The sequence below is a fragment of the Paenibacillus stellifer genome (genome assembly GCF_000758685.1).
Classification (GTDB): Bacteria; Bacillota; Bacilli; order Paenibacillales; family Paenibacillaceae; genus Paenibacillus_AQ; species Paenibacillus_AQ stellifer.
In genome coordinates this window covers 2,957,396-2,969,805 of the sequence record NZ_CP009286.1, presented here as the reverse complement: position 1 = coordinate 2,969,805, position 12,410 = coordinate 2,957,396, and the positions used below count along the sequence as shown (strand labels likewise).

At 50.9% G+C, this 12,410-nt stretch carries 12 protein-coding genes and 1 pseudogene; 8 read left to right on the top strand and 5 right to left on the bottom strand.

From position 1 onward, the window contains the following. Positions 1-27: 27 nt before the first annotated feature. A complete protein-coding gene (locus tag PSTEL_RS13605) occupies positions 28-2,091 on the bottom strand; it encodes a beta-galactosidase (protein WP_038696068.1) in 2,064 nt (687 codons plus the stop codon). 177 nt (positions 2,092-2,268) lie between these two features. Here PSTEL_RS13605 and PSTEL_RS13600 point away from each other — a divergent pair, with 177 nt between their 5' ends. The 3 genes from PSTEL_RS13600 (at position 2,269) to PSTEL_RS13590 (ending at position 4,575) form a co-directional block, all read left to right on the top strand. Further along, entirely contained in the window at positions 2,269-3,114 is an 846-nt protein-coding gene (locus PSTEL_RS13600) for an AraC family transcriptional regulator (protein WP_038696066.1), read from the top strand. 133 nt (positions 3,115-3,247) lie between these two features. Next, positions 3,248-4,141 (top strand): DUF4405 domain-containing protein, encoded by an 894-nt coding sequence (locus tag PSTEL_RS13595; RefSeq protein ID WP_038696064.1) that lies wholly within the window; start codon positions 3,248-3,250, stop codon positions 4,139-4,141. 89 nt (positions 4,142-4,230) lie between these two features. Next, entirely contained in the window at positions 4,231-4,575 is a 345-nt protein-coding gene (locus PSTEL_RS13590; RefSeq protein WP_052098454.1) for a hypothetical protein, read from the top strand. A gap of 120 nt (positions 4,576-4,695) precedes the next feature. Here the strand turns inward: PSTEL_RS13590 and PSTEL_RS13585 are convergent, their stop codons facing one another. Next, positions 4,696-4,905: a hypothetical protein gene (locus PSTEL_RS13585; RefSeq protein WP_038696062.1), complete on the bottom strand. Its 210-nt coding sequence runs from the start codon at positions 4,903-4,905 to the stop codon at positions 4,696-4,698. 308 nt (positions 4,906-5,213) lie between these two features. Here PSTEL_RS13585 and PSTEL_RS13580 point away from each other — a divergent pair, with 308 nt between their 5' ends. The 4 genes from PSTEL_RS13580 to PSTEL_RS13565 are packed head-to-tail and all read left to right on the top strand — an operon-like array spanning position 5,214 to position 7,636. Further along, positions 5,214-5,792: a CD3073 family putative ECF transporter S component gene (locus PSTEL_RS13580; RefSeq protein ID WP_038696060.1), complete on the top strand. Its 579-nt coding sequence runs from the start codon at positions 5,214-5,216 to the stop codon at positions 5,790-5,792. Further along, the gene (locus PSTEL_RS13575) at positions 5,782-6,186 is read left to right on the top strand and encodes a CD3072 family TudS-related putative desulfidase (RefSeq protein WP_245624950.1); all 405 of its coding nucleotides are present in this window, start codon (positions 5,782-5,784) and stop codon (positions 6,184-6,186) included. The genes PSTEL_RS13580 and PSTEL_RS13575 overlap by 11 nt, the downstream gene beginning before the upstream one ends. Then, on the top strand, positions 6,183-7,022 hold the full coding sequence (locus PSTEL_RS13570; RefSeq protein ID WP_038696058.1) for an ATP-binding cassette domain-containing protein: 840 nt from the start codon (positions 6,183-6,185) through the stop codon (positions 7,020-7,022). Before PSTEL_RS13575 ends, PSTEL_RS13570 begins: the two co-directional genes overlap by 4 nt. Next, positions 7,007-7,636: an ATP-binding cassette domain-containing protein gene (locus tag PSTEL_RS13565; RefSeq protein WP_084065068.1), complete on the top strand. Its 630-nt coding sequence runs from the start codon at positions 7,007-7,009 to the stop codon at positions 7,634-7,636. The genes PSTEL_RS13570 and PSTEL_RS13565 overlap by 16 nt, the downstream gene beginning before the upstream one ends. A gap of 405 nt (positions 7,637-8,041) precedes the next feature. Here the strand turns inward: PSTEL_RS13565 and PSTEL_RS13560 are convergent, their stop codons facing one another. From PSTEL_RS13560 to PSTEL_RS13550, 3 genes are all read right to left on the bottom strand, one after another. Continuing rightward, entirely contained in the window at positions 8,042-9,040 is a 999-nt protein-coding gene (locus tag PSTEL_RS13560; protein WP_342666499.1) for a cation diffusion facilitator family transporter, read from the bottom strand. 187 nt (positions 9,041-9,227) lie between these two features. Further along, on the bottom strand, positions 9,228-9,854 hold the full coding sequence (locus PSTEL_RS13555; protein WP_038696054.1) for an FMN-dependent NADH-azoreductase: 627 nt from the start codon (positions 9,852-9,854) through the stop codon (positions 9,228-9,230). A gap of 103 nt (positions 9,855-9,957) precedes the next feature. Next, complete coding sequence (locus PSTEL_RS13550; protein WP_038696051.1) at positions 9,958-10,551, bottom strand: TetR/AcrR family transcriptional regulator; 594 nt, start codon at positions 10,549-10,551, stop codon at positions 9,958-9,960. Positions 10,552-10,765: 214 nt separating this feature from the next. Between PSTEL_RS13550 and PSTEL_RS13545 the strand changes: the two are divergent. After that, positions 10,766-12,098 (top strand): annotated as a pseudogene (locus PSTEL_RS13545) (MDR family MFS transporter). Positions 12,099-12,410 lie beyond the last annotated feature (312 nt).

The following is a 12,410-nucleotide window of genomic DNA, read 5'->3' as shown; positions in this document are numbered from 1 at the left end:
TGATATTAATAAAATGTTCAGATGCCGTTATGAGTTCAGTATTTCCAGGACCAGTACGCCATACGGCGGCATCTCAACCTCATGCTCCATGAGGGCTTCGCTTAACAGATCCTTGGCTGCTTGATTAAGCTGCACGAGAACTGGCTTGTCCGAATAATTCAGCGCAAAAAGATACTGCTTCCCGTCAGCCGCCCGGATTCCCAGCTCAACCTCAGCGGGTGAGGTCACGAGGTCTGCGGCGGGAGAGGTCAGACCCAGCTTCTCGATCAGAGCACCGGCCACCTGTTCGCTGAATGCAGCGCCGAAGTACCAGGCATGGCCTTGACCATACGCACGGCGTGTAAATGCGGGGCTGCCCGCGTAGTATTCGGACGCATATTCGGCGATCACTTCTGTCGCTTCATCCGAAATGGCCAGCACCTCGTTGAAGCCTGCTGCAGTTGCGCCTGCCGGAAGGGACAGAACTTCCGATTTCAGCTCTGCAGGAGCTACGCTGCCCTTGATTAAGGTGAAATCCTCGACCGTGATCCCGCATAATCCGGCAACCGGTCCCGGGAACGGGTCCATCTTGCAGTGGCCGTCCAGATTTTTGTAACCGGTGCGCGCTCCGAAGAAGAGCTGTCCGCCCTGCTCCACATACCGGCTTAGAAGGTCTGCCGTTTCGTCGGTCATGATTGCCGCATGCGGATAGACGATCACTTTGTAAGGAGTCAAGTCGTCAAGCGATGTCCCGGGCCGCAGCGTAACGAGATCCACCGGAATATGGCGATACTGAAGCTGCTTGAACCATGAGAGCTTGCTCTGCCAATTCAGCGCTCCATGCCATGAATCCAGTTCTCCATCCCAAATATTATCATAGTCCTGCAAAATGGCGACTTCCGCCTTGTATTTCGTTCCGGCTATCGCTGCGCCGATTTTGGCGAACTCACCGCCTACCTGCGCGACTTCCTTCACCCTCCGGTTGGGCCGGTTGTGATAGTCGTTGATGCCATGCCAGTAGATTTCAGTGCCGAACGTAGCCGTACGCCAGCGGAAATACAGCAGCAGATCGGCTCCGTGCAGAACTGATTGATAGGTCCAGAGCCGGATTTGTCCGGGTCTCGGTGATCCCATCCCGATGCGGTCCACCCAGCCGCCCGGACCGGACTGCTGCTCCATGACGCAGAAATTCGGCGAGACTGACCGGACGATGGAGAGATTCATGCTCCAGGATCGGTCTTTCAGCGGCTGCTCGTCATCACCGGGAAAGATCGTCGAGAACTGGGGATACGAATCGTATGAGAAGAAATCCAGCGCCTGGTCGGTCAGTTCATGGCTGTCCAGATGTCCGAACATCCCGTTTGTCGTAATCCAATGCTGCGGCGCCAACTCGCGGATAATATCGGCCTGGAGCTTGGCGAACGAAATCGTATTCGCGGATATGAAGCGCTTCTCATCCAGCGCCAGATGCGGATTCGGCGAACTGCTGACCAGAGGACGGGTAAGATAAATCTGCTCCCAATCGGTATAGGTCTGGCTCCAGAACACGGTTCCCCACGCCTGATTCAAGCGGTCCAGCGAACCGTAACGCTGCTTCAGCCATTCCCGGAACGCGGTATGATCCGCTTCTGCGTAGAAGACATTCATCTCGCAGTTCAGCTCGTTATCAATCTGCCAGCCGATGACGGCGGGATGATCCTTGTAGGCGTAGGCCATATTTCGCACGATCCGGCTGCACAACTCTATGTATACCGGACTGCTGTAATTGTAATGACGCCGCATGCCGTGTCTGTACAACACACCTTCCACGTTGGCATTCAGAACTTCAGGATACTTATGTGTCAACCAAGCGGGCGGCGTAGCGGTCGGAGTCCCCATAATGACTGTTAATCCATAGTTATGCGCCAAATCCAGGACTTTTTGAAAAAAACTGAAATCAAACCGTCCCTCCTCCGGTTCCAGCATCGCCCAGGCAAATTCCGCCATCCGGATCACCGAGATATTCATCTCCCGCATTCTCCGGAAATCGTCCTCCCAGAATGCCTCCGGCCAATGCTCCGGATAATAACAAACGCCAAGCGTTAATTCGTTTAGCTGTATCGATTTGGACATCCAGTTCTGCCTCCTGTCATATTCTCGACTTCATTCTAGTGGACAGAGGACTATAAAGGAACGGCAAAAAGATGCGATATGTATTAATATATTGTCATCGAAGAAATTCATAATGTAATGCATTCAAGATTTTATTAAAAGCCATTGTAATAATATTGTGTTGATGCGAGGTGCCAGATGAGAGAGCATATCTTTTTTCCCAAACCTGTATTCCCAAGACATGTATGCTATCCCGACTTTGTCGGAGGGTACAACGAATATCCCGAACACAGCGTTAACCGGATGTACCGTACAACAGAAAACAATCTGGACCAACGTTATAATCTGCATCTTGTGCTATCTGGCAAAGGCTATCTGGACACCGACAACAGGACTTATGAATTAACCCGGGGACAGGGCTTTTTGTACGGTCCAGGAATGCGGCAAATTTACCGTTCGGATCACCATGATCCGTGGGACATCCGCTGGGTGCATTTCTACGGAATTCATCTGGAGGAGCTTCTGGATGGCAAAGGGCTTGACGAGCCTTGGCTGTTCGGTGTAGCGGACATTTCCCCGTTCGAGACTTTGGTGGAGACGATGCTGCAATTGGGCAGGAACTTTGAAGTGGATAACGAATTCGCAGTTGCTTCGACGTTATACGGGCTCTTGACCCGGCTGCAATCCGGGGCAGCCCGTTTGAATGAGCCGGTCAACATAGCCGCTGATAAAATACGGGCGGCAGCGAACTTTATCCGCGCCCACTGTAATGAACCGGTCAGTCTGCAGCAAGCGGCGTCCATCGCCGGTTACAGCACCCACTACTTCAGCCGGATGTTCAATGTGATCTTCGGCATGTCGTTTTCGGACTTTCTGCTGGAATGCCGGATGCTGAAGGCGAAGCAGCTGCTTGCTTCCACCGGTCTTCCGGTCAAGCAGATCGCGCTGGAGACCGGCTTCTCCCAGACCAGCTACTTCAGCAAGTGCTTTCGCAGCCAGGAGGGGATGACGCCTATCGAATTTCGAAGCATACACAAGACATGACGTATAAGCAGCATTTCGGCTGCGCCAATTCACCGAATTTTCACCAAACGACATTAAGATGGCTTCGTTGAGGGTAATCGACTTTGATTGGGACGGTTTCTCAACAAATACATACTTTTAGGTGGAGACGAAGATGAAGAAGAATAAGAAGTCGTATGTAAAACTGGCGCTGGACCTTCTGATGGGGATCACGTTTGCCCTCCTTTACAACACGAGAGTGCTCGGCGGACTGGCCTTTCACGAAATTGCCGGAATTGCGATCGGATTTGCTTTTGTGGTCCATATTGCGCTCAATTGGAAGTTTGTTCAGAAAATTACGGTCCGCCTCTTTGACAAGTCCCTTCCAGCCCGGACAAGATTCAGCTACTTGCTGAACGTGCTGCTGCTGCTCTCCATGTCACTCGTCATCTTTAGCGGACTGGTCATATCCAGAGTAGTGCTGCCGAATTTTCAATTTATGAATGAGAATTGGTTCAAGATCGCCCACATGGCCGTCGCCTATCTGGCGCTTGGATTGATCGGCGTACACATCGGTATCCACTGGCATTGGGTGATCAAGGTTACACAGAAGCTGCTGCATATGAAAATGCCCCAACCGCTCTCCAGAGCATTAATGACAGGTACAGCGGTGCTGGTGCTTGTGTTTGGCGCCTTTCAAGCTTATCAGACGAATTATCTCTCCAAGCTGCAGATGGTTCAGGGCCTGTTCACGGTTTCGGCCGCATCTGGCAAAGGCGCTATGGAACATGGAGGCATGGACCGGTCACAATTCCGGAAGGCGCCGGATTCAGCGGCCAATTCCTTCCAAGGGACGGTAAACGGTTCAACCGAAGGCAATGGAATGGGAGACAAAGGCGAATTTAGGAAACGTGAAGGAGGAGGCGGGTTTGGCGGTCGTGAATCCGGCGGCGAAAGCTGGTATATGGTTCTGTTCACCTATACAGGAATAATGGCTGTATTTTCCGGTATCACATACTATTTGGATAAGTGGATAGCATCACGCAGAAAAAAAGCAAGAACGGCGTAAGCCGTTTTTGTGAATTTCAAAAAAACCTATTGTTTTTCCAATAAAGCCGAGTATAATACTAGGTAAAGAGCACTTAAGGAGAAACAGTTATGGGATACAGCAATCAAACCATCTTTCCCGCCCGCCGGGTTGACGATTATCTGGACTTGTTGAATTATGCGAAGCAGATTGGCGATGTTCAGTGGCAGTCCGATATTCTTGAGATTTTGTCGGAATTAACTGTTGCTGGCGAAGGCTACGATAGAAATGAAGAACTGCAGGAACTGTGGAAGGATTTTGACCGGATCAATGATCAGTTGCTTGCGTTGTTCTCGAATCTTCGGGAAGTCCCGAATGCCGGAATGAAGAGTAAATGGATTGAAGAAATTTGGGAATTGAAACTGGCGCGTATTGCTGCATCGAAGAAAATCCAGGGGTTCTATAAGGAAGGGTAAGCTGAGGTATCACTTATAAGACAGGCATGCAGTTGTCTGCTCAGCCCAAGAATCACAAGCAATTTACATACTCGTATCTTGTTAGGCGTATGACTTGCTGCGTATTTAGTACGATGCTTCTTATTTTGAAGTCTGCATCATGTCGCGCATCATTTTCATCATCATTGTCATCATTTCGTCGCATTCCTGCATTTTAGACATCATCATTTCTGTGTCCATGGGCATGTCCATCTCGGACATCTTTTCCATGCACATTTTCATGCATTTCATCTTGCTCATCATATCCTCCATACACATTGCCCCCATCATCTGCATACACATTTGTTCCATACCAATCTCTCCTCTTCAAATGGAATTTTTTACTTCTCTTTAAAGCTACTATATCCCTCTATGAAAATCAATTCATTGTTAGGAAAAATCATTGAAATTTTTTTTCAATTTAGAAATATCTGACATTAACAGTGAGAAGTTTGTATTTAAAATTAAATACAACTATACCAATTAACAAACTCGGTAATTGATTCGTCTGAAGCGTGAGACATATGAAGTCCGGCGCTCGTTATGTACAAAGGGGGGCTTGAGTTAACAACTTGGTGTAGTTTTGAAAATCAGGATTCAACATTCAGGAGGAGAAAAAAATGAACCCAAGAACTCAAGTCATTACTCTCGGTGCGCTGGCCGTCGCGATCAACGTGATAGCAAGCACTCTCGTAAGCAATCTGAAAATCCCCTTTTTGTTTCTGGACACGGTCGGCACGATCTTTATCGCCGCGATCTTCGGTCCGCTGTGGGGTGCGGTCGTTGGCCTTCTGACCAACCTCGTTCTCGGTGTAACCTCCGGTTATACCGCCATTCCCTTTGCACTTGTCAATATCATCGTCGGTCTCGTCGTCGGATACGCTTCGCGTAAGAACGGATATCGCTTCTCTTCTGCGCTGATCTCCGGCATTATTCTCGGCGTTCTATGCCCTGCTGTCGGTTCTGTTATCGCGATCGGATTGTTCGGCGGATTGACGGGAGGCGTCCAGGACGTCGCGGTTCTGTGGTTGAAGCAGGCCGGAACCAGTCTGTTCGCAGCGGCATTCCTTCCGCGTCTTGGTGAGAATCTGATCGACAAAATCCTGTCCGCCCTGCTTGTCTATTATGTTGTGAAGAATCTGCCGCAATCCATCATCAGAAGAACCAACTCGAAGAAGCGCAGCTCCAATGCAGCGTAGTAAAAAAATCATCGTCGCCTCACACTGCGTCGTTAACCAGAACGCAGTCGTGGAGGGCGAAGCTCGCAGTCCCGGCATAATGAAAGCGGCAGTCGACTGGACTTACGAGCAGGGGTACGGGATCTATCAGCTGCCCTGCCCTGAATTCACCTTTCTCGGACCGGAGCGTCCGCCTATGACAGTGGAGGAATACGACACGCCCGAGTTCCGCAGCCACAACCGTAATATCCTGCTTCCGGTCGTGGAGCAGTTGAAGACTTATCAGGATCATGGTTACACCATAGTCGGAGGTCTTGGCATCTCCGGCAGCCCCTCCTGCGATCCCGAAGATCCGGGGAGTGTATTCGGTCCCGTCCATACGGACAAATCTCCGAAAGAAGGCGATCGCTCATGATTCGTATTCATGAGGTCAGCTTTGATTATCAGATATTCAGCGAGGATGATAATGCCGGCCGCAAGCCGGCATTATCCAATGTGTCGCTGGATATCGACTCCGGTGAATTTATCGCCCTGCTCGGGCGCAATGGTTCCGGCAAATCGTCCCTTACCCGCCTGCTTAACGGCATCGAGACACCATCTGCGGGAGAGGTGATCGTCGACGGCCTCTCAACAGAAGATCCGGCAGCCATCCCTTCTATCCGCCGATTGGTGCAAATTGTGTTCCAGAATCCTGAGAACCAGCAGGTCGGTTTGACTGCCTTCGAGGATATCGCGTTCGGACTGTCCAACATCGGCTGGCCGCATGAGGAGATGTCAGACCGAATCGCCTGGGCGATCCGTCTTGTCGGGCTAAAGGCTCCCGAAGACCGGCCGGTCAGCGGCCTGTCGGGTGGCGAGAAGCAGAAGCTGGCGCTGGCGGCTGTTCTTGCATTGGCGCCTAGTTATCTGATCCTGGATGAAGCCACCTCCATGCTGGACCCGGCAGCCCGAAGACAATTTGTGGAGACGCTGCATGAGGTCAGAAGTAAACACCCCTTCACCTTGATCTACATCACGCATCATATGGATGAGGTCATGGATGCCGACCGTTGGGTCATTTTCCGCGAAGGCGAAATTGCCGCTTCCGGCACTCCCGATGAGCTCGCCACAGACCCAGAGCGTTTATCGGATTGCGGTCTTGAACTGCCTTATTCCCGCCTATTGGGTGAGCGGCTGCGCCTTCAGGGCGTCAAGGTATCTTCGGCTCCGGACATTCAGGAATTAAGGAGACTGCTATGCAAATCGAATTAAACGACATCAGTTTCTCATACAGCAAAGCGCGAAGAAGAAAACCGGCAGCCCCTCCATTCGTCCTGACCGATATCGGGGTGACCATTAACAAAGGCGAGATGCTTGCTCTGGCCGGGCGATCCGGCTCCGGCAAATCCACTTTTCTTCAGCTCGTAAAGGGCTTTATCGCCCCTTCGCTTGGAAGTGTTGAGCTTGACGGAAGAAATCCTCATCTCACAAAAAGTGCCGAGCTGTTCGACAAGGTCGGGTTTATTTTTCAATATCCCGAGCATCAGCTGTTTGCGAACACGGTATATGAAGATATCGCTTTCGGACTTCGGGCAGCGAAGCTGGCCTCGGGCGAGGTTGAAGCCAAGGTGCGGCGGGCGATGGAGGCTGTCCGGCTCGATTATGACGAGTTTAAGGACCGCAGTCCTTTCGAGCTCAGCGGCGGTGAGAAGCGGCGGGCGGCCATTGCAGGAGTTGTGGTGCTGGAGCCCGGGGTGCTGATTCTAGACGAGCCGACGGCCGGCCTGGATCTCCAGTCCCGCCGCTCCCTATTTGATCTCCTTCACAAGATGAACCGGGAACAGGGAATTACCGTTCTCTGGGTCAGTTTCTTCCCATTCTCGTAGAGGAATTTGATAAAATTCGCAAATCCCAGCTGGCCCGGGGCGGCGGATTTCAACGCGGAGTGGTCATCACGAGGTTTGGCGGCGTCCTTCCGATGCTGATGCCGCTGTTCGTCATGTCGATTCTGCGTGGAAGGATCTGGCTGTGGCGATGGAATCACGCTGCTACCAGGGAGAATCAGGACGCACTCCCATCCGCCTGTATCGTTTCAGAGCGGCGGATTACACGGTGTTTGCCGTATCCCTGCTCGCTCTCCTTCTTGTTGCTGCGTATTAATTAATGAAGAACTTCAACAACCTATAAACACCAACAAACCGTTAGGCCACAATTTGGCTTAACGGTTTGTTGGTGTTTGGTATTTTGCCCATCCGAACGACGATATTGGTGATGGATATCTGATCCTTCATTTAAGCCTCCGGATTCATGCCATCCGGCTTCGCTCCTTCATGCTTAGTGCCCTCCGGTTGTTCATTCTCATACCAGGGATTCAAATGTACCAGCACTTCCTCAACATCGGCGTTCTCATGCATGATAGCTGCCTTGATTTTGCGGATAATGTCATGCCCTTCCTGGATCGTCAACTGGGCCGGTATTCCGACGCGCACATCCAGCATGATATATTGTCCGAATTCTCTGGCCCGGAGTCGGTCGATACGCTTCACCTCGGGGACAGTAAGGATGAGCGCCTCATAGTCCCGGATTTGTTCAACCGAAACCGACTTCTCCATCAGAATGTCGATGGCATCCTTGCCCATATGATAAGCCAGGCGGATAACAAAATAGGAAACGATAATGCCGGCAACGGGATCGCCATAGCTCAGAACGGCGATGTCGAGCCAACTGCCGATCAGAGCCAGCCCGATTCCGGCAACCGCCGCGATTGACGCATACACGTCGGCAAGATGATCATGGGCTGTTGCCATAAGGCTTTTGCTCTTAATGGAGCGTCCAAGGCGATTGCAATATATATACAGCCACTGCTTCCAGATCAGGGATACAGCCGCAGCGATAAGGGCGATCAGACTGGGCTTCGAGGCCGGGTGGGAGATTGAAAGCACGGCATGATAGGCGATGAAGAACGCCGCGATAATCATGATCACGGCTACGATGGCAGAGCCGATGACTTCAGCCTTGCCATGTCCGTACATATGGCTCTCGTCCTTGGGCCTGTTCGCAACTTTGGTGGACGCAAGCGCCGCAATCGTTGCGATCACATCGCCCGCATTATGTACGCCGTCGGCGACCAAGACTTGGCTTCCCGCCAGAGCGCCGACTGCAATTTTTATGCCCGTTAAAAACATATTGCTTATAAGACTGATCCAGATGGCTTGTTCGCCCGCAGATCTACCTGTCTTGTTCATAAGTCCTCCCGCGATGGTCATCCAGTTCAATTGGAGCCTGTTCATACCAGTGATGCCGGGCTCCGAAAGCTGCGCCGGAACAAAAATAACCGCGCCTCGCACGGTCAATGATAGTATATGTTTTTTTACCATTCAAATGCAATAAGCTCCGTTGGTGATCTTCTCGAGCCTATGCTCCACAGAAACTAAAAAGAGGAACCGCAATGGTTCCTCCTTAGAAAGATCGGGACGATTAGAAACGGTTGGCCAGAGCCGTAACTTCGGCAAGGCCTTCGCTGATGATGCTCTGCGAACGGTCAGGGAACTGGTTGTGTCCTTCGATCACGACGACCTCCGGATTTTGGATGCCCCAGAAGCCCAGTGTGTTCTTCACATAGTTCAGGGACATTTCAAGTCCATCCATTGGAGCAACGGAGTATACACCGCCGCGGGCTTGCAGCAGAGCAACCTTCTTGTCACCGACAAGTCCGACCGGACCTTGTTCCGTGTACTTGAATGTTTTGCCTGCCTGGTTCAGATAGAAGAAATAAGTCAGCAGCTGCGCCGGAATGGTGAAGTTCCAGAGCGGGAATGCGATAACGACCTTATCGGCTCCGAGGAATTGATCCAGGTAAGTATTGGCCAGATCCGCCAGACGCTGCTCGTCAGCAGTTGCTTCATAACCATTGGCAAGCTTATACAGGCCGGTCATCATTTGCTCGTCATAATAAGGCAGGTTCGCGTCGAACAAATTCAGCTCTGTGATTTGATCGTCTGGATGGGAAGCTCTGTATGCATTTACGAATGCGTCGTACATTTTTACGGTAACCGACTGCTCGATGGAGCGGTTGTTAGCTTTCAGAAATAATACTTTGGACATGATTCTCTCTCCCTCTTATGTTTCTGCATGTACTTACGTTATTTAAGTTACAGTATATTTAACAGATAATCAAGTCAAAAATTTAATTATTTCATTTTGCCGTTTATTTGCTTTTGATTTGGGAACGAAGCCGGTTGTATTGGTCGGCCAGAAAATGCGCTGAATATGGCGTATCTTTACGGAGCCAAGAAACAATTAATCCGATCAAGGCTGATGAATGGTACCAAATGGCGATATCCCTCTGAATGCCGGCATTTTGTAACGACTCTTCGGCTCCGCTCTGTTCCATTCTCTCAGTAACCAATTCCGACAGAAGCCGCAAGAGACGCTCTGTAAAGACCGGCGTTCGTCTGGACGCCAACACGACCTTGTAGAACTTGCTGTGTTTCGCGATATGCTCAAGCAGTCGAACCAATGCCGTCCAGTCGTCTGACGAGGCTGCATCAAGCGATTGCCGCTCCTGCTTCAGAATTCCCTCAAGATGACAGATCATCTCATCCGCCATCTTGTCCATTAAGTCCACAATATCTTTGTAATGCAGATAAAAGGTGACCCGGTTGATCGTCGCCCGCTCAGCGATACGGTTGATGGTGATTTTCTCGATATCCATTTCTTGCAGAAGCTCGATGAAAGCTTCGCGAATCAGCTGGCGAGTTCGTAAAATCCGGGGATCTGTTGAATTTTTGGGGGACTCCATTCTTATTCTCCTTTTTACGGACTACAATCTTTTGATTTTTGTAGGATATGTGCCGCTTCTTTTACACATTGGATAACTCTGTCGTCTACTCAACATTTCCGGCGAAACTGTCGCTTGTCAGATTAAGGCCACCGGAGTACTCTAGTTTATGCCACGTTTATTATACAACACAGTGTAAATTAAACAAGAGAGAGATACGAAAGGATGGAGCGGTTTGAGTGGACAAAGAGAAAAAACAACTGACGGCATCAAGAAAGGGCCAATTCTATTCATTATGATTTTGGGCGCTTTTCTTGCAACGCTGAACCAAACGATTATGAGCGTTGCCGTTCCCAAGCTGATGGTTGATTTCGACATTTCAGCAACAACCGCCCAGTGGCTGACCACAGGCTATATGCTGGTTAACGGTGTATTGATTCCGATCACCGCTTATTTCATGCAGCGTTTTACGACAAGGCAGCTGTTCCAGGCTTCCATGCTGATCTTTCTGGCGGGTACTCTAGTATCCGCCTTCGCATCCAGCTTCCCGGCGCTGCTTACGGGCCGGATGATTCAAGCGGCCGGAGCAGGCATCATCATGCCGCTGCTGACGAATGTTATTCTGACCCTCTTCCCTCCTGAAAAAAGAGGCGCCGCCATGGGGATGGTCGGTTTGGCTATTATTTTCGCACCGGCAATCGGACCGACGCTTGCAGGCTACATTCTGGAGAATTATGCCTGGGAGACGATGTTCTACGGGATGATTCCGCTTGCCCTTCTGGTTATTGTATGCGGGTTTGTCTACCTTAGAAACGTATCCGAGAAAGTTGCGACCAGGATCGATATCCTGAGCGTTATCCTCTCCACGATCGGTTCGGGCATTCAAGTACAACATGTTCTCCCTGACAACGCTGATCAATGTCGCGGTTACGATGGTCATGTACGCAGATATGATGCTGCTGCCGCTCTATCTCCAGAATGCCAGAGGTTACACGGCCCTGGAATCCGGACTTCTGCTGCTTCCCGGCGCGCTTGTGATGGGTGTGCTGATGCCGGTTACCGGCAGGCTGTTTGACCGCTTCGGAGCCAAGTGGCTGGCGGTCATCGGTATGATCATTACGATCACCACCACTCTCGGCTTCATTAATTTGACCGACTCAACCAGTTACACCTATCTGGTGCTGATGTCGACGGGCCGCCGGATCGGCATGGCTCTCCTGATGATGCCGATTCAGACAGCAGGTCTCAACCAGCTCCCTTCGAAGCTTAACGCCCACGGAACCGCGATCTCCAATACGATCCGGCAGGTGGCGGGTGCGGTCGGCACTTCCCTGTTAGTCACCGTCATGACAAGCCGGACCAAAACGCATTTCATGGAAATGATGACATCCGGCAGCGGAAAGGGCGCTTCGCAGGAACATATGGTTATGGAAGCCTCGATTCAGGGCATCAACAATGCCTACCTGGTTATCATCGGCATCGGGTTGATCGGCCTGCTGCTGAGCTTCTTCATCAAGCAGAGCAAGAAACCGGTGGCCTTGAAGAAGGCGGTCGTACAGGAAGCGTAAAGTTCGCTTGCGAAGACTTCAGCCGCATCATCAATGCTGCTTAAGCTTCGAATAATGATATTCTCAATCCCAATTCGTACAAGAAAATGCCGCCTCGGCCGAGGCGGCATTTTCATTAGAGCAGACCGGCAGCGCAAGCCAACCCCGTCGCTGGTCCAGCGGTGCAGTAAGCTCACATAACGTCACGGAACAGATAACCGGCAGCCTGCCGAACTACGCTGTTCCTTGATTGCTTTTGTACAATTTGATACATCCGCGCTGTGTGAGCGAATACGACTGATGGCGCTGCCTCAGTCTGTGTGCGTTGCTTCG